Below are 21,380 nucleotides of genomic sequence, written 5' to 3'. Positions count from 1 at the left end.
TATGAAAAAAATAATAATAATATTTACAACATTCATTTTTAGTTTTTTAACATATACAGAAAAAATTTCTAATGAAAATAATATTAACAAAGCAGTTAATACTAAGGAATTAAAAGAGGAAAATAAACTAAAAAAAGATGAAGTAAAAGAAAAGGTTCAAAAAACAACCGATTCAGTAAAAACTGAAACAAAAGACGAAGTTGAAAAAACAGTTAATTCAGTTGATACTAAAGAATTAAAAGGGGAAAATTTGCCTAAAAAGGATGAAACTAAAGATAAGACTAAAAAATCAGATGATTCAGTTGATAAAAAAGAGCCAAAAGAAACAGATAAGTCTAAAAATGATGAAACTAAAGATAAGGCTAAAAAATCAGATGATTCAGTTGATAAAAAAGAGCCAAAAGAAACAGATAAGCCTAAAAAAGATAAAACAAAAAATAAGGTTAAAAAAACAAATTCTGTTGAAAAGAAAAAAGGTTTTAAACATATAAAAGATTATGAAAATGTAGAATTAGATAATTTGGAATTTGATATAACATTGGAAGAATTTGAAAGAAATTATGATAATTATGTTTTTATAAAGCGTAACTCTAATTTAAGAGAATTACCTACAGTAAAGTCAAAGAGAGTTTCAAGAGCTAATAAGTATGATAAATTAGAATTATTAGCACTAGAAAAAAATGAAATTAATGAAAAATGGTATAAAGTGAAAACTAACGAAGGAACAGAAGCATATATTCGTTCTGATTTAGTAATTAAAAGAGAGTATAATTACGAAGATGCTATAAAGGAAATAGAAAAACTAAATACTTTTGTAGAAAAATATAAAGGTAAAATTAGAGTTTTATCTAAATTTGTACCACTTGATACAAGTAGTGATGGAAAAGTTGATGCCAAAGGTAATTATGCAAATCAAAGTGTAACAGTATATACTGATGAAACTGAAAAAGAACTGTATAATTTACCAGATAGAGCTATATTTACAATAATAGATGAATCGAAAAAGCATTATGTAATAGTATCACCTTTTTATGAAATGCCCTTATATTTCCCTAAAAAATTTAGTAAATATATAGGAAGAACAAAAATTGATGAAAAGATAAATAAATTTATATACATTAGTAAGGGAAATCAAAATCAAATAACATTTGAGTTAGATGAGAATGGAAACTATAAGGTAAAATTGATTTCTGATGTTACAACAGGTAAAAAAAGTAAATATGGTTTTGAAACTCCTAATGGTTATTTCTTAGTAGCCTTAACAAAACCAGTTATGAAATATGTAAATGATAGTGAAACAGAAGAAATAAAAATTGTAGGAGAAGCCAAGTATGCAATAAGATTTTCAGGTGGAGCATATATGCATGGTGTACCATATAAGTATGAGCCAGAAGAAACATTAGAATCAAGAAAAATAAATACGAAAGCTTTATTAGGAACTTATGCTATATCACATAAATGCGTAAGAAATTATGATGAAGTTGTAGAATATTTATATCATTGGATAAAATATAGTCATGTTAATAAAGCGGGTCATAGAATACTGAAAGAACCAGTAATGGTAATAGTAAAATAGGAGGCCAAATGAAGAAGTTTTTTAAAATTATACTTTTTTTATCAGTTATATCATGTACTGGTATAGAAACTAAAGTTAATAGTAGAGAAAACAATAACATAGGCAAAGAAACACAGCATTACTATAAGCATATTGAAAAATATGATAATTTAAAAAATAGAAAATTAAAATTTGAAATAGATTTGAAAAAATTTGAAAGAACTTATGATAATTATATTTTTGTTAAAAGAACTTCAAATATAAGGGAATTACCTACAGTTAAATCAAAAAAAATTTTACAGGCTAGAAAGTATGAAAAATTAGGATTAATATCATTGGTAAAAAATAATATTGATGAAGAATGGTATAAAATAATTACTAGAAATGGTAAAGTAGGATATATTCGTTCTGATTTGGCAATTAAAAGAAAGTATAATTACGAAGATGCTATACAAGAAATAGAAAAATTAAATTCTTTTATAGAAAAATATAAAGGTAAAATTAAAGTTTTATCTAAATTTGTACCACTTGATACTAGTTCTGATGGAAAAGCAGATAGCAAAGGAAATTATGCTAATCAAAGTGTAAAGGTATATACAAGTGAGAGTAGAAAAGTAGCATATAATTTACCTGATAGAGCAATATTTAGAATTGTAAAAGAGACTAAGAAGTTTTTAATAATTGAATCACCTTTTTATAACACTCTTTTATATTACCCTAAAAGCTTAAGAAATTATATAGAATCTGCTAAAATAAACCAAAAGGTAAATAAATTTATATACATAAGCATAAAAAATCAAAATCAAATAACTTTTGAATTCGATAAAAATGGAACTTATAAAATAAAATTAATTTCTGACATTACAACAGGGAAAAGAAGTAAATATGGCTTTCCAACACCCAAAGGACATTTTTTAATAGCTTTATCAAAACCTGTTATGAGTTATGTAAATTATGACAATAAAGAAGAAGTAGAAATAATAGGAGAAGCAAGGTATGCTATTAGATTTTCTGGTGGGGGATATTTACATGGATTACCATATAGATATGAACCTAAGGAGACATTAGTATCAAGAAAAAGGGGAGTAAAAAAATTATTAGGTACATACCCTTTATCAAATAAGTGTGTAAGAAATCATGATGAAATTATAGAATATTTATATAATTGGATAGAACATAGTCGTATTAATAAAGCAGGTCATAGAATACCTACAAAACCAGTAATGGTAATAGTAAAATAGGAGGAATAAAATGGAAAGTATGAAAAAATTTGAAAAATGGTTAGAGTACAAAAATTTAGACAAAGAATTAAAAAGGCAATTAGAAGAAATTAAAGGAAATACAGAAGAAATTAATGATAGATTTTATCAAGATTTAGTGTTTGGAACAGCAGGTCTTAGAGGGAAATTAGGAGCAGGGACTAATAGAATGAATTATTATGTAATAGCAAGAGCAACTCGTGCTTTAGCAGAAGTAATAATTGATGAAGGTCAAAAAGCAATGGACAAAGGGATTGCGTTTGCTTATGATTGTAGAATAATGTCTCCTGAATTTGCACAAGAAGCAGCTTTAATTATGGCAAGTGCAGGAATAAAAACTTATTTATTTGAAAGTTTAAGACCAACACCAGAATTATCTTTTGCAGTTAGATATTTATCTTGTATTGCAGGGGTAAATATTACAGCTTCACATAATCCAAAAGAATATAATGGTTATAAAGTGTATTGGAAAGAAGGGTCTCAAATAAAAGATGATATAGCATCAAAAGTTTTAGCTAAAATGGAAAAATTAGAGTATCTTGCAGATTATAAAACACTTACATTAGAAGAAGCAGTTAAATCTGGAAAAATAATCATGATAGGTGAAGAAATTGATAGAGCATATTATGAAAATGTTAAAGGGGAATCTTTAAATAGTGATGATGAATTAGATAAGAGTGTCAGAATAGTTTATACACCATTACATGGTGCAGGTAATATAGCAGTTAGAACTATGTTAGCTGAAACAGGTTTTGAAAATGTATTTGTAGTTGAAGAAGAAGAAAAACCTAATGGTCATTTCCCTACTACACCATACCCAAATCCAGAATTTGTTGAAGTATTTGAATATTCTAATAAATTAGCTAAAAAGGTTAATGCGGATATAATAATAGCAACAGATCCTGATGCAGATAGATTGGCAATAGAAGTTGTACATAAAGGAGAAATTAAATCAATAAATGGAAACCAAGCAGGTGTTTTATTAATTAATTACCTATTATCAACATTAGCTAAGAAAAATAAAATGCCTAAAAATCCAGTAATTGTAAAATCAATAGTTACAGGAGATATGGGAACAGCAATATGTAAAAAATATGGTGTTGAAATGATAAATGTTTTAACAGGATTTAAAAATATTTGTGCCCTATCTAATCTATATGAAGAAACAAAAGAAAAAACTTATGTTATGGGTTATGAAGAAAGTGTTGGGTATAATGTTGGAACATTTGTAAGAGATAAAGATGGTGTTACATCAGCAGTATTATTCGCTGAAATGGCGGCATATTACAAGAAACAAGGTAAGACTTTATGGGATGTTTTAGAAGAATTGTTTAAAGAAGTTGGGTATTATAAAGAAAAAGGAATTTCTATTGTATTAGAAGGTATAGAAGGTAAAAATAGAATAGACAGAATGATGAAAGAATTTAGAAACATATACCCTAAGAATATTAACGGAGTTAAAGCATTAGAAACTACTGATTATTTAGTTGGTAAGACAACAAATTCAGAAACAGGAATTGAAAAACCTATTGATATAGAAAAGACTAATGCATTTAAAGTTACTTATGAAGATGGAAGTTGGTATACATTAAGACCATCAGGAACTGAGCCAAAAATAAAATTATATACATATGTAAAAGATGAAAAAGAGTCAGTATCAGATAAGAAATTGGGAAATTTTATCGATACTGTGTTAGAAGTAATAAATGGAATAAAATAATGGGGGAGAAAGATGCAAAAATTAGTTAAAATAATGCTTTTTTTATCAGTTGTATCTTGTTCTAATATGAAAAATAATGATAGTTTAAAACTAGATAAGGAAATGATATTAGAAACAATAGAGTATAATAATGAAAAATTAGATGTTCTTGATAAGAATGTTACTATCATTTTTGATAATGAAAAAGTAGCAGGTAAAAGTTTTGTGAACAATTATTTTGGAGATTATACTTTAACAGATGGGAAAATAAAATTTGGAGAAATTGCGACAACTTTAATGGCAGGGCCTGAAAAAGAAATGCAATTAGAGCAATTATATTTAAAATTATTAGAAGAAAGTAATAGTTATTCTTATAAAGGAGAAAAATTATTTATAACTAATGATAATAATAAATTAATTTTTATATCAAACATTGAATTAGATGGTAAAAAATTCAAATTAGATGAAAATGTATATATTGAGTTTAAAGATGGTAATGTTTCCGGTAAAAGTGGAGTTAATACATTCTTTGGTAAATATACATTAAGTGGAAATAAGTTTATGGCAGAAAATCTTGCTACTACTTTAATAGCTGGAGAAGAAAAACTTATGGAATCTGAAAAAGAATTTATTGCAATGCTTTCTAGTGAGAATAAAATAAAATTAGAAAATGGTAAATTAATTTTAGAAAATAATGGGAAAAAATTAGAATTTACAGAAGTTAAATAAAAAATAACATTAGTGCTATAGAAAAACTCTATGGCACTTTTTATATATTTTAAAATAAATAAAGAAAATAAAGTATTTAAATTAAATTATAAATAAATTAAATGATATGAAAAATAGCTATATATATCATAATAGAATATAAATAAAGATTTTAAATAAAAAAATCTAAAATTCAAGCATTAATAATACTAATACTTATATTAATATAATATATTATACAAAATGCTTACTAAAATGATATACTTAATATAGATATATATATAAAAGGAGAAATAAAAATGAAAAAAACTTTAACAATGTTAGTTTTACTATCATCATTAATATTTAGTTGTGGTGAAAGTAAAAATATGGAAAAAGATGATTCAGTAGTAAAGGTTGGAGTACCATTACCGTTAACGGGTGATTTTGCACAGTATGGTGAAAGTATTAAAGAGGGAATAAAATTAAAAATAGATAAAATAAATGTAAATGGTGGTATAGCAGGGAAAACCTTTGAAATGGATTATGTAGATTCTAAGGGAGATATACAAGAAAATGTTAATATATTTAAACAAATGGTTTCTAATAATGTAGATATTATAATAGGAGAAGCAACGTCTTCTAATACATTAGCAATAGCAGAATTAGCACAAAGAGCTAAAATTCCTATGATAACACCAGCGGCAACATCAATGGCAGCAACTGAAAATAAAGATCAAGTATTTAGAATTACATTTACAGATCCTTATCAAGGAGAAATTATTGCTAAATATATGAAAAAATCAAATGTTTCGAAAGTTGCAATATTAACTAATAGTTCTAGTGATTATTCAACTGGTGTAGTAAAAGCATTTATTGAAGAATCAAAAAAACAAGGTTTAGAAGTTACTGAAGCTAAATATACAAAAGAAGATAAAGATTTTAAGAGTATTTTAACAGATATAAAAAATAAAGGAATAGATACAGTATTTATACCAGATTATTACAATACAGTTGGATTAATATTATCTCAAGCTAGAGAAGTTGGTTTAGATGCTAACTTTTATGGAGCAGATGGTTGGGATGGAATACAGACTAATTTTGCAAAAGTAGCAGAAGGTTCAATATTTGCATCACAATTTGTTCATACAGATAATTCGGAAGCTAATATTAATTTTATAAAAGAGTATAAAGAAAAATATGATAAATTACCTAATATATTTGCAGCACTTGGTTATGATGCAGCAACAGTTTTAGTTGATGCAGTTTCAAAGGGTGGAGATTTAAAAGAAGCAATTAAATCTACAGATTTAGAATTAATTACAGGTCATATAGTATTTGATGAAAATAGAAATCCTAAAAAAGATGTGTTGTTTGTAGAAGTAAAAGACGGAAAAGTTTTGTTAAAAGAAAAATTTGGAGAATAGGAATAGAATGTTAAAAAATTTAATAGATCAATCAATAATAGGATTGCAGATAGGAAGTATATATGCATTAATCGCTTTAGGTTATACTATGGTATATGGAATAGTAAAACTTATAAATTTTGCACATGGAGATTTACTTATGGTAGGAGCATATGTAACTTATTATGGGACACAAAAAGGCTTATCAGTAACAGTTTCTATGGTAATAGCTATAGTTTTTTGTGCAATATTAGGAATAGTAATAGATTTACTAGCATATAAGCCACTTAGGAATGCACCTAGAATGTCGGTTTTAATAACTGCAATAGGAGTGAGTTTTTTACTTGAAAGTTTAGCGCTTATACTATTTGGAGCAGCACCTAAAATAATAAAATTAGATTTAGTACCTAAATTTTTAAAAACAACAGAGAGTATAAATATAATGGGTTATCGTATGAGTTATTTATCAGTTTTTGTTATAAGTGTAACATTAATTTGTATGATAATATTAAATTTATTTATCAAATACACTAAATTAGGAAAAGCAACAAGAGCAGTATCACAAGATAGTGGTGCAGCAACTTTAATGGGAATAAATACTAATTTAACAATTTCAATAACTTTTGCAATAGGTGCAGCATTAGGTGGATTAGGTGGAGTAATGTATGCTTTAATGTATCCTAGAATAGAGCCATATATGGGAGTTTTACCAGGTTTAAAGGCATTCATAGCAGCCGTATTTGGTGGTATGGGAAGTATTCCTGGTGCTATGGCAGCAGGTTATATATTAGGGTTTATAGAAACTTATATAAAGGCATATATATCGACTAGTTGGGCAAATCCTATAGTGTTTTTATTACTTATAATCATATTGTTATTCAAACCTAGTGGATTATTTGGTAAAAATATTAAGGAGAAGGTATAATGAAGTTTAATTTTAGAGAATTTTTTAAAAACTCATTTTTTGCTTTACTAATTTACTCAGGTCTTTTTCTTACAATAATGAATGAAGGCATATTTAGTTATAAGGCAGGAATATATATAAATATATTGATATATGTGATATTTGCTGTAAGTTTAAGTGTTACAGTTGGATTATTAGGACAACTAAATTTAGGACATGCGGGATTTATTGCAGTAGGAGCATATACTTCGGCAGTGCTTTCAAGAGAATTAATTAAATTAAATATAAATGAAAATATAAAATTCACATTTATTATAATAATAGCAGGAATAGTTTCTGGCTTAGTGGGTATATTATTATCTAAAATAGCACAAAGATTTAGGGGAGATTATCTTGCTATAATAACACTTGCATTTGGAGAAATAATAAAATATGTGATACAAAATATAGCGTTTTTAGGTGGAGCATCAGGGTTTAAAAGCATACCTAATTATACTAATTTTACTATAACATATGTATTTGCAGTAATAACAATAGTAGTAGTAATTTTAATAGGTATTTCTAAATTTGGAAGAGATATGGTATCTATAAGAGAAAATGAGATAGCAGCAGAAAATGTGGGTATTAATATTAATAAAATGAAAACTTATGGATTTTTTGTTTCAGCATTTTTTGCAGGAGTAGGTGGAGCATTATTTGCACATAACTTGGGTATAATATCGCCAGAAAAATTTTCTTTCATATTCTCAATTGAAATATTGGTAATGGTAGTATTTGGTGGTATAGGAAGTATAACGGGAGCAGTATTTTCTGCTAGTTTTATAACAGTAATAAATGAAGTTTTAAGACAAGTTTCAGAATATAGAATGCTTATTTATGCAGTAATTTTAATAATGATAATGCTATTTAGACCAAAAGGCTTATTAGGAACAAAAGAAATTGGAATAGGTACTATTATGAATAAAGTAAAGGAAATAATAAAAAATGGAATTATTAAAAACGAAGAATTTGGGGATTAGTTTTGGTGGATTACAAGCAGTACAAAACCTAAATATAGAGATACATGAGAATGAATTAGTAGGACTTATAGGACCAAATGGTGCAGGAAAAACTACTGTATTTAATCTTTTAACTGGTGTATATAAACCAACTGATGGTGAAATATATGTTACAGGAAATGAAATATCAAAATTAGATACTCACAAAATAGTTGCATTAGGTGTATCAAGAACTTTTCAAAATATTAGATTATTTAAAAGTATGAGTGTAATTGAAAATGTTAAAGTGGCTTATACAAATGAAATAGAATATACTAGCTTTGATGCAATATTACGAACTAAAAAATTTAGAGAAATGGAACAAAAAATAACAAAAAAGGCTATGAAGTTACTTGAAATATTTGATTTACAAGACTTGGCAGATTATAATGCGGATAATTTGTCATATGGTCAGCAAAGAAAATTAGAAATTGCAAGAGCATTAGCAACCAATCCAAGTTTACTATTATTAGATGAACCAGCAGCTGGTATGAATCCACAGGAAACAAATGAGCTTATGGAGATTATATCTATAATTAGAGAAAAATTTGATTTGGCAATATTACTTATAGAACATGACATGGAATTAGTTATGGGAATATGTGAAAAGTTATATGTTCTTAATTTTGGAAAATTAATTGCAGGTGGTAATCCTAAGCAAATTCAAGATAATGAAGAAGTAATAGCGGCATATTTAGGAGAATAAAATGAAATTATTAGACGTAGAAGCATTAAATGTATATTATGGCTCTATACATGCCATAAAAAATGTGTTTTTTGAAATAAAAAAAGGAGAAATAGTAGCATTAATAGGAGCGAATGGAGCAGGAAAAACTACTATATTACATACTGTATCAGGATTAATTCAAGCAAAATCAGGTGAAATTTCTTTTAAAGGATTAGATATTTTAAAAGAAAAACCATATAATTTAGTAAAAATGGGTATGGCACATACACCTGAAGGTAGAAGAATTTTTACAGATTTAACAGTATTAGAAAATCTAGAAATGGGTGGATATATATTAGATAGAGAAAAAATGAAAAAAAACATTTCTAAAATGTTTAAATTATTTCCTAAATTAAAAGAGAGAAAAAATCAATTAGCAGGAACTATGAGTGGTGGAGAACAACAAATGTTGGCAATCGCAAGATCGCTTATGTCAGAACCTGAAATATTACTTTTAGATGAGCCATCTATGGGATTAGCACCTTTATTAGTTCAAGAAATATTTAATATAATAAAAAAAATAAATGAAGATGGAGTTACTGTTTTATTAGTTGAACAAAATGCAAATCAAGCATTATCAATAGCAGATAGAGCATATGTTTTAGAAACTGGAGAAATAGTACTTGATGGAACAGGTAAAGAATTATTAAATAATAAGAGTATAAAAAAAGCATATTTAGGTTCTTAAAAATATAAAATAATATCATAAAAGCTATTAAAAAAATTTTATTTTTACACTTCAAATAAAAGTTTCATTAGAGAATAAATTAATTATATTAAATAATGGTTGAATAAAATTGTTGGAATATTGTATAATTAATAAGCGATATCACAATCTTTATTATATTAAAGGTGATATGGACTTAATAAAATAATATGTAAAAAAAGTACTGTATATCTTACAGTATTATTTTTAGAAAGGAATAAAAATGGAAAAAAATCAAGTTTTGACAATAACATCAATTTTATTGGTAGTGTTAGGAGTAGTTATGATTTATTTGGGTGGATTTAATTCGCCAAAAGTAATATTACCTCCAATAGTTACTGGAATTGGTTTCTTTGTTATCGCATGGTGTTTAAATGCACTAAAAGGTTAAGAACATTACTATATAAACTTAGTACATAGATAGGAAAAAAATAAATGAAAAGTAAAGCATCAAATTATAATTTATTATTATTAATAGTTGTAATAGTATGGGGCGGTGGATTCGTAGCAGTTGAATATTTACAAAAGGCAAATTGGAATACCAATCTTATTATAACAACAAGATTTTTTATAGCAACAATTACTTTGTTTTTAATATTTTTTAAAAAGATATTAACTATAAATAAGGAAGAAATTTTATTTGGATTTTCATCAGGGATATTGATATATATAGCATTTTTTATGCAGACAATAGGTCAAAGTCATACTAACTTATCAAATGTTGCGTTTTTTACAGCAACTAATGTAATTATGATACCCTTTATAACATGGATAATGAATAAAAAAAGACCAAGTATTAAAATTTTTATGTTATGCTTTATGTGCCTTATAGGAGTAGGTATTTTAAATTTTAAAAATGGAGGTTTTGTTTTAAAAATAGGAGATTTATTAGCGTTGTTATCTGCTTTTTTCTTTGCGTTACAAATATCTTTTTTAGATAGAATTACTAAGATAACAGACCCTATAAAAATAAATTTTTTGCAAATATTTTTTACTTTTTTAATATCAGGATTAGTATTGATAGTAAGTAATGAAAGTTATACTAGTGTAGATATAAGATCTGGAATAAAACCAATATTATTTTTAGGACTATTTAGTACAAGTTTATGTTATTTTTTACAAACATATGCACAAAAATATACAGATGCTATGAGTGCTGGAATAATAATGTCATTAGAGGCATTTTTTGCAAGTATCTTTTCTGTTATTTTAGGCATAGAATTATTAAGTAAAAATTTAATAGTAGGAGGATTTTTTATAATTTTATCAACAATATTAGTTAATTTTAAAAATGAAGTAAAAAATTAAAATAAAAAACTTTGTAAAAACTATTTACAAAGACCACTAAAATGTGGTATTATATATCGATAATATGATAAGGAAAGGAGTCGGCAAATGAAAAAAGGATTACACCCTGAATACAGATTAGTTGTATTTGAAGACACAAGTAATGGAGAAAAATTTTTAGGTAAGTCTACTAAAAATACTAGAGAGACTGAAACATTTGAAGGCGTTGAGTATCCAGTAATAAAAGTGGCTATAAGCTCAACTTCACATCCGTTCTATACAGGAAAATCAAAATTTGTTGATGAAACTGGAAGAGTTGATAAATTTAAGAAAAAATACAATTTATAATTTGCAGAGTTTTTTGCTCTGCTTTTTTTTGAAAAATTAAGGAGGAAATATGGAAATATTTGAATTTAATCATCCGTTGATTCAACATAAACTAACAATTTTAAGAAACAAAGAGACAGACACTAAAAGTTTTAGAGAAAGTCTAAATGAAATTGCTTCACTTATGATATACGAGGCAACAAAAGATTTGAAAACAAAAGAAGTTGAAGTTGAAACGCCTATAATGAAGACAACAACAAAAGTATTAGATGAACCTGTAACTATAGTTCCAATTTTAAGAGCAGGATTAGGTATGGTAGATGCTATGTTAGCAGTAATTCCAACAGCAAAAGTTGGACATTTAGGAGTTTATAGAAATGAACAAACTTTTAAACCTGTTTACTATTATGCAAAAATGCCTACTAATGTTGTAGAAAGTAAAGTTATAGTAACAGATCCTATGTTAGCAACTGGTGGTTCTGTAATATATACCATAGACTACTTAAAAAAATTAGGGGTAACTAATATTACTGTTATGTCAATAATAGCAGCTCCAGAAGGTATAGAAGAATTAAGTAAAAAACATCCAGATATTTCATTATACATTGCTGCAATAGATAAAGGGTTAAATGAAAATAAATACATATACCCTGGACTAGGAGATGCAGGAGATAGAATATTTGGGACAAAATAAAGGAAAAGTGATATAATGTTATTAAAGAATACAAAATTAACTTTTCACGCAATAAATGAAATAATAGATGAATTAGCAATAAATATATCAAAAAATAAAGAAAAAAGTATATGTATAGGTTTAATTGGAGATTTAGGAACAGGAAAAACAGCCTTTGCAAAAAGGCTATTTTCTAGTCTAGGAGTAACAGAAACTGTGAAAAGTCCAACATTTACATATTTAATAGAGTATAATGCTGATATAGATATATATCATTTTGATGTATATAGAGTAAATAGTGAAGAAGAGTTATATAATATAGGTTACTACGATTATATAGATACTAATAGTTTAGTATTAGTTGAATGGGCTAATTTGATATTAGAGCAAATGCCTGAGAACACTTTATTTTTTGAAATAAAACATAATGATGCTGAAACTAGATATATATCTTCATATATATTAAAAGGTGGTGAAAAAGTATATGTTGACATTCACAATTACAACTTCGACTAAACTAGCAAGTATAAGTTTATTTGAAAATGATAGTATGTTAGGGAATATAAATATAAATGTTAGAAAAACTCATTCAACTAGTATAATGGATCAAGTATCTAAATTATTTGAATGGACTAATACTAATATAGACAATGTAGAAAATGTAATAATTTCTACTGGACCAGGTTCTTTTACAGGAGTAAGAATAGCAATGTCTTTAATAAAAGGAATATTTGCACTTAGTCCCAATGTTAAGATATATGAAGTATCTGAATTAGATGCATTGCAGTATATGGCAAAAAATTATGCTAATGTAATAGTGGCAGGAATAGATTCTAGAAAAGGTAAAATCTATTGTAATATTGTAGAAAATGGACAAAAAAAACTAGAAGATGGTGTATATAATATACAAGATATAGTAGAAAAAGTTTCAAAAATTGATAAAACTATTGCATTTGTAGGAGACATATTTTTAAATTATAAAGATATAATTAAACATGATAAATTAGTAAATTTAAGTTATAATATAACAAACATAAATTCTAATGTATATTATGATATGTTTTGTGAAAATTTATTAAAAGTTAGAAAAATTGAAGAAATAGTACCTGAATATTTAGAAAAATCACAAGCGGAAAAGGATTATAATAATGGCAATACTTAAAGCAAAGGAAGGCTTTTTTAAAAAGCTAAAAACTATGTTTGTAGGTAAACCTATAACAGATGAATTATATGAAGAGTTAGAAGAACTTTTAATACAATCTGATATGGGTATACAAACAAGTATAAATATAATAGAAGAATTAGAAAAACAAAAATTTAAGGATTCTAATAGTGTATATGAAGAATTAGAAAATATATTAATAGAAAAATTAAATAAGTTTGACAATATAGATTTAGCAATAGAAAAAGGGAAACTTAATATAATATTTGTTATAGGTGTAAATGGAGTAGGAAAGACAACTTCTATTGGTAAGATAACTAATATGTTGAAAAATAATAAATATAGCATAGTTTTAGGAGCAGCAGATACATTTAGAGCAGCAGCAATAGAACAATTACAAGAGTGGGCTAATAGAACAAATGTTAAATTAATAAAACAAAATAAAGGTTCAGATCCTGCTGCAGTTGTTTTTGACACACTAAATTATGCAATAAAGGAAAAATGTGATGTAGCAATAATAGATACTGCAGGTAGATTACATAATAAAAAGAATTTAATGGAAGAATTATCTAAGATAAATAAGATAATTGAGGATAAAGCAAAAGGTTCACATATTGAAACTTTGTTGGTTATAGATGCTACAACAGGGCAAAATGGACTAGAACAAGCAAAAATTTTTAATCAAATTGCCAAAATTAGTGGTATAATATTAACGAAGTATGATGGAACTGCAAAAGGTGGTATCATTTTTCCAATAATAGAAGAATTAAAAAAACCTATTAAATTTATAGGCGTAGGAGAAGGTATAAATGATTTAAAACCATTTGTGGCGAAAGACTTTGTAAAAGAAATATTTGATAGATAAAGGAGAAAGTTTATGTCTAATTTAATTGAAAGTTTTAAAGCAGAATTAAAAACTAATAAGAAAAAAGTTGTATTACCCGAATCAGAAGATGAAAGGGTATTAAGAGCAGCTGCTAGAATACAAGAAGAAGATTTTGCAGAAATAATATTAGTAGGCGATGAGGAAACTATACTATCTGATGCTAAAAAATATGGTTTAGATATATCAAAAGTTGAGATAATAAATCCTAAAAAATTTACTAAAATTGATGAATTTGCTAGTGAATTAGAAAAATTAAGAGCCAAAAAAGGTATGACTTTTGAAAAAGCAAAAGAAATAATGTTAACTGAACCAAGATATTTTGGAGCAATGTTAGTAAGATTTGGTTATGCTATAGGTATGGTAGCGGGTTCAAATTCACCAACTGCATCAGTATTAAGAGCAGCCATACAAGTAATAGGTGTAAAACCAGGGTTAAAAACAGTATCTAGTGCATTTGTAATGTTATTAAAAGATAACACTTATGGAGAAAATGGAACTTTAATATTCTCTGATTGTGCAGTTATACCTACACCAAATGCAGAACAAGTTGCTGATATAGCTATATCTGCTGTACAAACAGCAAAAAATATCGGTAAAATAAAAGAACCAAAGCTTGCCTTATTATCATATTCAACTAAAGGAAGTGCTGGTGGAGAAGTTGTAGAAAAAATGCAAGAAGCAAAAAGAATACTAGAACAAAGAAATGTAGAATTTGAATTTGATGGAGAATTACAATTAGATGCTGCAATAGTTCCAGAAGTTGCTCAGTTAAAAGCCAAAAATTCAAAAGTTGCAGGGAATGCTAATGTATTAATATTCCCTAATTTAAGTGCTGGTAATATTGGTTATAAGTTGGTGCAAAGATTAGCAAAAGCTGAAGCATTAGGACCATTTATACAAGGTTTAGATAAACCAGTTCATGATTTATCAAGAGGATGTAGTTTTGAAGATATAGTAGGAGTAGTAGCAGTTACTGCTATGGAAGGGGTAAAAAATGAAAGTATTAGTAATAAATAGTGGGAGTTCATCTCTTAAATTTGAGTTAATAGAAACAAATGGAAGTAAGACAATAGCGAAAGGAATATGTGAAAGAATAGGATTAGATAATCAAATATTTACATATAAAAATATTGTTACAGGATATAGCGAAATAGAAAAACCTATGGACATGCAAAATCATTCAAAAGCAATAAATGTAGTTTTAAAAACATTACAAGATAAAGAAAATGGTGTTTTAACTGATATTTCTGAATTAGATGCTATAGGGCATAGAGTAGTTCATGGCGGAGAATATTTCAGTGAATCTGCAATAATAACAGATGAAATTATAGAAAAAATAGAAGAAGTATCTGATTTAGCTCCATTACATAATCCAGCTAATTTAATGGGAGTTAAACTTATGAGAGAGTTATTACCAAATACTCCAAATATAGCAGTATTTGATACAGCTTTCCATCAAACTATGCCAGATTATGCATATAGATACCCAGTAGCAGATGAAGATTATAAAGAGTTTAAAGTTAGAAAATATGGTTTCCATGGGACTTCTCATAAATTTGTTAGTATGAAAGTTAATGAATTATTAGGTAAAAAAGATAATAAAATAATAGTTTGTCATCTAGGTAACGGTGCCTCAATAGCAGCAGTTAAAAATGGAAAAGTAATAGATACATCTATGGGACTTACACCATTAGGTGGAATAATGATGGGAACTAGATGCGGAGATTTAGATCCAGCAATACCACTTTACATAATGAATAAAAGAAATTTAGATGCTAGTGAAATGGACACTAGATTAAATAAAAAATCAGGATTTTTAGGAATATTTGGTAAGAGTTCTGATTTTAGAGATATACAAACAAACATGCAAGCAGGAGATGCAAGAGCAAAACTTGCATATGAAATGTTCTGTTATAGAGTAAGAAATTTCATTGGTTCATACATAGTAGCAATGGGTGGAGTTGATGCTATAGCATTTACAGGTGGTATAGGAGAAAATGCAGCACTTGCTCGTGAAGGAATATGTAAAGGATTAGAATTCCTAGGTATAGAATTGGATTATGAAAAGAATAATCAAAGAATATCAGGAGATGTACTTTACTCTAAGGAAAATTCAAAAGTTAAGATATATAAAGTTGAAACAGCAGAAGAATTAATGATAGCTATGGATACGGAAAGGTTAGTAAATGCTAAATAGTTATAAAATGGGCTTATTTAATAAACCCCATTTAATGGGATTAGGTTTAGCCTTAATAATTACAATTATGCTTTTCGTGTTAGCAAAGCCATTTGATAAGAAAAAATACGGTAAATTTCTAGGTGTATTTATAATACTTGCCAAAATGTTTGATATATATTTAAGAGTATTTGTAGAAAAATACCCACCATTTGAATCTTTACCATTTCATTTTTGTAATATATCAATATTATTAAGTGGGATATATTTAATAACAAGAAACAAATATATGTTTAGTATGATATATTGTTGGGGATATGGAGCATTTTTAACTTTATTAATACCTACATCATTTGTATTTACGACATATTCATATGTAATATTTTTCTTTTTAACACATAGTCTTATATTAGCAACAATAATATATGGATATAAGTATTACAATCATAGAGTAAGTTTTAAAGGATATATATTAAGTCTAATCTTACTTGTTATAGCAATTATTAATGCACATTTCTGGAATGTAAGATTGGGAACTAACTTTATGTATTTAAGTGATTACATATTACCTATAGTAAAATTCATACCATTTAATATATACTTAGTATTATTATTTGTTTTACACGTTTTTGCAATAACTAGTTCATATTTAATTGGTAAAAAATTAAAATAGTAGAAAATTAATGATAAAAATAAATGTTACATGTTCTTATAATATGTAGCATTTTTTTATGTCAGTTCAATTTTGAACATTATAAATTTTAGTTTTAGGACTACCTAAATTCAAAAAATTGTGGTATACTATATCGTAAAATTAAAAAGTATTGGAGGAATCATGAAAAAATTATTAACAAGTATTTTTTTAATTGGTTTAGCATTTTCATGTGGTGGAAATACTGAAGCTAATGTAAAAAGTGAAGAAAAATTAGTATTTTACGCAGGTTTACAAGAAGATCATGCAGCTATGGTAGCACAAGAATTTACTAAGGAAACAGGAATTCCTGCTGAATTTGTAAGATTGAGTAGTGGAGAAACACTAGCTAGATTAAAAGCAGAAAAAAATAATATGGTTGCATCAGTTTGGTACGGTGGACCAGTTGATGGAATTATAGCAGCAGATGCAGAAGGATTGATAGAACCTTATGTTTCTAAAACTCATGGAGAAATTAAACCTCAATTTAAATCAGGTGACGATGGTAGATGGACAGGAATTTATGTTGGTTACCTAGGATTTGTTGGAAACAAAAAAGTATTAGAAGAAAAAGGTATAAAAATGCCTCAATCTTGGCAAGATTTACTAGATCCTAAATTAAAAGGAGAAATAGTAGTAGCGCATCCAGGTTCATCAGGAACAGCATATACTATGCTTGCAACATTAGTTCAACTTATGGGTGAAGACGAAGCTATGGAATACTTCAAAAAATTAAATGGTCAAATAAGACAATATACTAAATCAGGAACAGCACCAGGAAGAATGGTAGGTTCGGGAGAAGCAGCTATTGGAATTACTTTCTTACACGATGCTATTAAATATCAAAAAGAAGGTTATAGTGATATTATTATAGCAGCACCTAGCGAAGGAACTGGTTATGAAATAGGTGCAGTTGCATTACTTAAGAATGCACCAAACCCAGAAGCAGCTAAGAAATTTATTGACTGGGTATTAACTAAGGAAGTTCAAGAAAAAGGACAAACAGTAGGTTCATTCCAATTTTTAACTAACGAAAATGCTGTGAACCCTAAGGAAGCAGATCCAATTAAAGATACTAAATTAATTAAATATGATTTTGAATGGGCAGGAATGAATAGAAAACAATTAGTTGAAAGATTTACAAGAGAAACAAGTTCAGCAATACCAACAAAATAATTATAAGGTGTTTTATTGGGAAATATAAATATGCTACACCCTATAAATGGGTGTAGTTTTAATTTGGGAAGGAGTATCATGTTTAAAAGAGCAGTTGTATCAGTAAGAAGAAGTTTTAGCGATCCTATTTTACTGATTACGATATTATTTTCAATATTTACAGTATGTTTTTTTATATTAATACCGCTTTGGAATATTTTATTAGAAAGTTTAACAAATAACGGAATTAATTTTGGAAATTATATAGACTCATTTACAATGTCAGGAAATGTAAGAATTATAATAAATACTATAAAATTGGGAGTTACAACAGGAATAATATCTTTAATTATAGGTTTTATATTTGCTTATATTAATGTATATATAAAAATTAGATTTAAAAAAATGTTTGATTTTATAGCACTATTACCTATAATTTCACCACCATTTGTAGTAGCATTATCTGCTATATTACTTTTTGGAAGAAATGGAATAATAACTAAGGGATTTTTAGGTATAGACTATGATATATATGGTTTTCACGGACTAGTTATAGTTCAAGTATTAAGTTTTTTCCCTATTGCATATTTGATGCTAGTAGGATTATTATCTAATATTGATCCATCAGTTGAAGAAGCATCAAGAAGTTTAGGAGCAAATAGATTTAAAGTATTTACAACAGTAACATTACCTTTAATGGCACCAGGGCTTGCTAATGCATTTTTATTAGTGTTTATACAATCAATAGCTGATTATGCAAATCCTTTTGTTATAGGTGGTAAATTTACAACAATAGCAGTTAAAATTTTCCAAGAAGGTGTAGGAAATTATCAATTAGGATTAGCATCTGCTTTATCAATGGTATTATTAAGTATTTCTATTTCTATGTTTGCTTTACAAAGATATTATATTAATTCAAAATCATATATAACAGTAACTGGTAAAGCATCAAGAGAAAGAGATGTTATAAAAGATAAAAGAATTGTAGGAGTAGCAACTACTGTAATTAGTATATTATCATTATGTGTAATAGGTATGTACATATTAATACCTATTAGTTCATTTACTAAATTATTTGGAATTGATAATAGTATAAGTTTATATAATTATAAAGAAATATGGAAATTTACAAATAGACTAGCACCTATTATTACAACAACAACATTGGCATTAATTGCAACATTTTTTGCATCAATATTTTCTATGATAATAGCTTTTTTAATAGTAAGAAAGAAATTTATAGGAAAAAGTTTAATAGAATTTACTGTAATGATGGGATTAGCAATACCTGGAACTATAATAGGTATAGGATTTGCATTAAGTTATAATAAAATATATAATATACCATTTACTAGTATTAAATTAATACCAACATTAACTGGTACAGCATTTATAATAATAATGGCATTTATTATTAGATCATTACCTGTTGGAGTTAGATCTGGTGTAGCCGCACTTAATCAAATAGACCCTAGTATAGAAGAGGCATCAACTATTTTAGGTGCTAATTCAGCAACAACATTTATTAGAGTTACTTTACCTATGATAAGAGAAGCATTTTTAACAGGGTTAATTTATTCTTTTGCAAGATCTATGACATTGGTTTCAACAGTAGTATTTTTAATATCTGCAAAATGGAAACTATTAACACCAATAATTATGGATAATGTTGATCAAGGTAGAATAGGTATAGCATCGGCATATTGTACTATTCTGATATTAATAGTTTCAGTATTTATGATGTTTGTTAAAGTTATGATATTTTTAATGAAACCAAGAGAAAAATAGGAGAACAAGATGAACGAAAAACAAGTTAAATTAGATATACAAAATCTTACAAAGATTTTTAAAACAAAGGAAAGAACTGTAACAGCAGTAAATAATATTAATCTTAAAATATATGAAGGAGAATTTATCTGTCTTTTAGGACCTTCTGGTTGTGGGAAAACAACAACTTTAAGAATGATAGCAGGTTTTGAAAATGCATCTTCTGGTCATATAACTATGAATGATAGAGATATAGCATATTTAAGCCCAGATAAAAGAGGGATTTCAATGGTTTTCCAAAACTATGCATTATTCCCACATATGAATGTTTATGATAATATAGCCTATGGATTAAAATTACAAAAAAGAAGTCGTGAAGAAATAAATCAAAGAGTAGACAATATTTTGAAATTAATGAAAATGGAAGACTTTGCTAAGCGTGTACCATCTCAAATGTCAGGTGGACAACAACAAAGAGTATCGCTTGCAAGAGCTTTAATAATGAATTCAGAAGTAGTATTATTTGATGAACCTTTATCGAATTTAGATGCTAAATTAAGATTACACATGAGAGATGAAATAAGAAAACTTCAACAAGAATTAGGTATAACTTCTATATATGTAACTCATGACCAAGCAGAAGCAATGGCTTTATCAGATAAAATAGTAATAATGAAAGACGGTAACATTGCACAAGTAGGTAGTCCTAGTGAGATATATCAAAAACCTAATAGTGAATTTGTTGCTAAATTTATAGGAAGAGCTAATATATTAGATGCAACTATAACTAATAAAACAGATGATAGTACTACACTTAATATATTAGGGTCAACTTATACTGTAAAAGAAGTAGTAGATTATGAAGTTAATGATAGTGTTAGAGTAGTTATAAGACCTGAATCTATTAAATATAACGAAAAAAATCATTCTTTAAAAGTTGTTAAGAGTGTATTCATGGGAGAAAATCATGAGTATGAAGTTCAAAATGGAGATGAAGTAATAGAAATAGTTCTTAATAATCCACATGGAAAAGAAAAATATAAAAGGAGATAATAAATAATGGTAGATAAAAAATACATAAGAAATTTTTCTATTATTGCTCATATAGATCATGGTAAATCTACAATAGCAGATAGACTTATACAGTCTACTGGAACTGTAACAGAGCGTGAAATGAAAGAGCAACTTTTAGATACTATGGATCTTGAAAGAGAAAAGGGAATTACAATAAAGGCTCAGGCTGTAACTCTTAATTATAAAGCGAAAGATGGTAATA

Annotated in this window: 23 protein-coding genes; all 23 read left to right on the top strand. The window is 26.9% G+C overall.

Annotated elements, in window-relative coordinates; all coding sequences use genetic code 11:
- Window position 1: 1 nt before the first annotated feature.
- Entirely contained in the window at window positions 2-1,576 is a 1,575-nt protein-coding gene (locus AWT72_RS00110; protein ID WP_156286074.1) for a L,D-transpeptidase family protein, read from the top strand.
- 8 nt (window positions 1,577-1,584) lie between these two features.
- On the top strand, window positions 1,585-2,796 hold the full coding sequence (locus tag AWT72_RS00105; protein WP_067138964.1) for a L,D-transpeptidase family protein: 1,212 nt from the start codon (window positions 1,585-1,587) through the stop codon (window positions 2,794-2,796).
- Window positions 2,797-2,806: 10 nt separating this feature from the next.
- The gene (locus AWT72_RS00100) at window positions 2,807-4,534 is read left to right on the top strand and encodes a phospho-sugar mutase (RefSeq protein WP_067138960.1); all 1,728 of its coding nucleotides are present in this window, start codon (window positions 2,807-2,809) and stop codon (window positions 4,532-4,534) included.
- 12 nt (window positions 4,535-4,546) lie between these two features.
- Complete coding sequence (locus AWT72_RS00095; RefSeq protein WP_067138958.1) at window positions 4,547-5,242, top strand: META domain-containing protein; 696 nt, start codon at window positions 4,547-4,549, stop codon at window positions 5,240-5,242.
- A 278-nt stretch (window positions 5,243-5,520) separates the two neighbouring features.
- Window positions 5,521-6,627: an ABC transporter substrate-binding protein gene (locus AWT72_RS00090; RefSeq protein WP_067138955.1), complete on the top strand. Its 1,107-nt coding sequence runs from the start codon at window positions 5,521-5,523 to the stop codon at window positions 6,625-6,627.
- A 7-nt stretch (window positions 6,628-6,634) separates the two neighbouring features.
- Window positions 6,635-7,531, top strand: a complete 897-nt coding sequence (locus tag AWT72_RS00085) for a branched-chain amino acid ABC transporter permease (protein WP_067138952.1) — start codon at window positions 6,635-6,637, stop codon at window positions 7,529-7,531.
- Entirely contained in the window at window positions 7,531-8,529 is a 999-nt protein-coding gene (locus AWT72_RS00080; protein WP_067138948.1) for a branched-chain amino acid ABC transporter permease, read from the top strand. Before AWT72_RS00085 ends, AWT72_RS00080 begins: the two co-directional genes overlap by 1 nt.
- On the top strand, window positions 8,495-9,253 hold the full coding sequence (locus tag AWT72_RS00075) for an ABC transporter ATP-binding protein (protein ID WP_067138945.1): 759 nt from the start codon (window positions 8,495-8,497) through the stop codon (window positions 9,251-9,253). Before AWT72_RS00080 ends, AWT72_RS00075 begins: the two co-directional genes overlap by 35 nt.
- 1 nt (window position 9,254) lies before the next feature.
- Window positions 9,255-9,962 carry an ABC transporter ATP-binding protein gene (locus AWT72_RS00070; RefSeq protein ID WP_067138942.1) on the top strand — a complete coding sequence of 236 codons (708 nt, stop codon included), beginning with the start codon at window positions 9,255-9,257 and terminating at the stop codon, window positions 9,960-9,962.
- Between the two features lie 241 nt (window positions 9,963-10,203).
- Window positions 10,204-10,371, top strand: a complete 168-nt coding sequence (locus AWT72_RS10240; protein WP_503465674.1) for a hypothetical protein — start codon at window positions 10,204-10,206, stop codon at window positions 10,369-10,371.
- Between the two features lie 44 nt (window positions 10,372-10,415).
- Complete coding sequence (locus tag AWT72_RS00065) at window positions 10,416-11,288, top strand: DMT family transporter (RefSeq protein ID WP_067138939.1); 873 nt, start codon at window positions 10,416-10,418, stop codon at window positions 11,286-11,288.
- 87 nt (window positions 11,289-11,375) lie between these two features.
- Window positions 11,376-11,615 carry a type B 50S ribosomal protein L31 gene (locus tag AWT72_RS00060; RefSeq protein ID WP_067138936.1) on the top strand — a complete coding sequence of 80 codons (240 nt, stop codon included), beginning with the start codon at window positions 11,376-11,378 and terminating at the stop codon, window positions 11,613-11,615.
- A gap of 49 nt (window positions 11,616-11,664) precedes the next feature.
- Window positions 11,665-12,288: a uracil phosphoribosyltransferase gene (gene upp, locus AWT72_RS00055; protein WP_067138933.1), complete on the top strand. Its 624-nt coding sequence runs from the start codon at window positions 11,665-11,667 to the stop codon at window positions 12,286-12,288.
- Between the two features lie 15 nt (window positions 12,289-12,303).
- Window positions 12,304-12,783, top strand: a complete 480-nt coding sequence (gene tsaE / locus AWT72_RS00050) for a tRNA (adenosine(37)-N6)-threonylcarbamoyltransferase complex ATPase subunit type 1 TsaE (protein WP_067138930.1) — start codon at window positions 12,304-12,306, stop codon at window positions 12,781-12,783.
- Complete coding sequence (gene tsaB, locus AWT72_RS00045) at window positions 12,752-13,429, top strand: tRNA (adenosine(37)-N6)-threonylcarbamoyltransferase complex dimerization subunit type 1 TsaB (RefSeq protein ID WP_067138927.1); 678 nt, start codon at window positions 12,752-12,754, stop codon at window positions 13,427-13,429. The genes tsaE and tsaB overlap by 32 nt, the downstream gene beginning before the upstream one ends.
- Window positions 13,416-14,294 (top strand): signal recognition particle-docking protein FtsY, encoded by an 879-nt coding sequence (gene ftsY, locus AWT72_RS00040; RefSeq protein ID WP_082680474.1) that lies wholly within the window; start codon window positions 13,416-13,418, stop codon window positions 14,292-14,294. The genes tsaB and ftsY overlap by 14 nt, the downstream gene beginning before the upstream one ends.
- A gap of 12 nt (window positions 14,295-14,306) precedes the next feature.
- On the top strand, window positions 14,307-15,332 hold the full coding sequence (gene pta, locus AWT72_RS00035; RefSeq protein ID WP_067138924.1) for a phosphate acetyltransferase: 1,026 nt from the start codon (window positions 14,307-14,309) through the stop codon (window positions 15,330-15,332).
- A complete protein-coding gene (locus tag AWT72_RS00030; protein WP_067138921.1) occupies window positions 15,310-16,512 on the top strand; it encodes an acetate/propionate family kinase in 1,203 nt (400 codons plus the stop codon). Before pta ends, AWT72_RS00030 begins: the two co-directional genes overlap by 23 nt.
- Window positions 16,502-17,164 carry a TMEM164-related integral membrane acyltransferase gene (locus AWT72_RS00025; RefSeq protein WP_067138918.1) on the top strand — a complete coding sequence of 221 codons (663 nt, stop codon included), beginning with the start codon at window positions 16,502-16,504 and terminating at the stop codon, window positions 17,162-17,164. The genes AWT72_RS00030 and AWT72_RS00025 overlap by 11 nt, the downstream gene beginning before the upstream one ends.
- A gap of 162 nt (window positions 17,165-17,326) precedes the next feature.
- Window positions 17,327-18,358 (top strand): ABC transporter substrate-binding protein, encoded by a 1,032-nt coding sequence (locus AWT72_RS00020; protein WP_067138915.1) that lies wholly within the window; start codon window positions 17,327-17,329, stop codon window positions 18,356-18,358.
- A 78-nt stretch (window positions 18,359-18,436) separates the two neighbouring features.
- Window positions 18,437-20,125, top strand: coding sequence for an ABC transporter permease (locus AWT72_RS00015; RefSeq protein ID WP_067138912.1), 1,689 nt, complete (start codon window positions 18,437-18,439; stop codon window positions 20,123-20,125).
- A 9-nt stretch (window positions 20,126-20,134) separates the two neighbouring features.
- A complete protein-coding gene (locus AWT72_RS00010) occupies window positions 20,135-21,157 on the top strand; it encodes an ABC transporter ATP-binding protein (RefSeq protein WP_067138909.1) in 1,023 nt (340 codons plus the stop codon).
- Between the two features lie 6 nt (window positions 21,158-21,163).
- Window positions 21,164-21,380: GTP-binding protein (locus AWT72_RS00005; RefSeq protein ID WP_231724019.1), on the top strand; the 217-nt coding region annotated here is incomplete at its 3' end.

The organism is Oceanivirga salmonicida, from assembly GCF_001517915.1.
GTDB classification, from domain to species: domain Bacteria; phylum Fusobacteriota; class Fusobacteriia; order Fusobacteriales; family Leptotrichiaceae; genus Oceanivirga; species Oceanivirga salmonicida.
Note: the sequence above shows the minus strand (reverse complement) of the source record. Positions and strands in the feature narration are given on the sequence as shown.

Coding starts and splice junctions, on each gene's coding strand:
- AWT72_RS00110 (WP_156286074.1), top strand. CDS start 2: ATGAAAAAAATAATAATAATATTTACAACATTCATTTTTAGTTTTTTA.
- AWT72_RS00075 (WP_067138945.1), top strand. CDS start 8,495: ATGGAATTATTAAAAACGAAGAATTTGGGGATTAGTTTTGGTGGATTA.
- AWT72_RS00085 (WP_067138952.1), top strand. CDS start 6,635: ATGTTAAAAAATTTAATAGATCAATCAATAATAGGATTGCAGATAGGA.
- AWT72_RS00060 (WP_067138936.1), top strand. CDS start 11,376: ATGAAAAAAGGATTACACCCTGAATACAGATTAGTTGTATTTGAAGAC.
- AWT72_RS00100 (WP_067138960.1), top strand. CDS start 2,807: ATGGAAAGTATGAAAAAATTTGAAAAATGGTTAGAGTACAAAAATTTA.
- AWT72_RS00010 (WP_067138909.1), top strand. CDS start 20,135: ATGAACGAAAAACAAGTTAAATTAGATATACAAAATCTTACAAAGATT.
- AWT72_RS00095 (WP_067138958.1), top strand. CDS start 4,547: ATGCAAAAATTAGTTAAAATAATGCTTTTTTTATCAGTTGTATCTTGT.
- tsaB (WP_067138927.1), top strand. CDS start 12,752: ATGTTGACATTCACAATTACAACTTCGACTAAACTAGCAAGTATAAGT.
- ftsY (WP_082680474.1), top strand. CDS start 13,416: ATGGCAATACTTAAAGCAAAGGAAGGCTTTTTTAAAAAGCTAAAAACT.
- AWT72_RS00080 (WP_067138948.1), top strand. CDS start 7,531: ATGAAGTTTAATTTTAGAGAATTTTTTAAAAACTCATTTTTTGCTTTA.
- AWT72_RS00090 (WP_067138955.1), top strand. CDS start 5,521: ATGAAAAAAACTTTAACAATGTTAGTTTTACTATCATCATTAATATTT.
- tsaE (WP_067138930.1), top strand. CDS start 12,304: ATGTTATTAAAGAATACAAAATTAACTTTTCACGCAATAAATGAAATA.
- pta (WP_067138924.1), top strand. CDS start 14,307: ATGTCTAATTTAATTGAAAGTTTTAAAGCAGAATTAAAAACTAATAAG.
- AWT72_RS00070 (WP_067138942.1), top strand. CDS start 9,255: ATGAAATTATTAGACGTAGAAGCATTAAATGTATATTATGGCTCTATA.
- AWT72_RS00105 (WP_067138964.1), top strand. CDS start 1,585: ATGAAGAAGTTTTTTAAAATTATACTTTTTTTATCAGTTATATCATGT.
- AWT72_RS00025 (WP_067138918.1), top strand. CDS start 16,502: ATGCTAAATAGTTATAAAATGGGCTTATTTAATAAACCCCATTTAATG.
- AWT72_RS10240 (WP_503465674.1), top strand. CDS start 10,204: ATGGAAAAAAATCAAGTTTTGACAATAACATCAATTTTATTGGTAGTG.
- upp (WP_067138933.1), top strand. CDS start 11,665: ATGGAAATATTTGAATTTAATCATCCGTTGATTCAACATAAACTAACA.
- AWT72_RS00020 (WP_067138915.1), top strand. CDS start 17,327: ATGAAAAAATTATTAACAAGTATTTTTTTAATTGGTTTAGCATTTTCA.
- AWT72_RS00065 (WP_067138939.1), top strand. CDS start 10,416: ATGAAAAGTAAAGCATCAAATTATAATTTATTATTATTAATAGTTGTA.
- AWT72_RS00015 (WP_067138912.1), top strand. CDS start 18,437: ATGTTTAAAAGAGCAGTTGTATCAGTAAGAAGAAGTTTTAGCGATCCT.
- AWT72_RS00030 (WP_067138921.1), top strand. CDS start 15,310: ATGAAAGTATTAGTAATAAATAGTGGGAGTTCATCTCTTAAATTTGAG.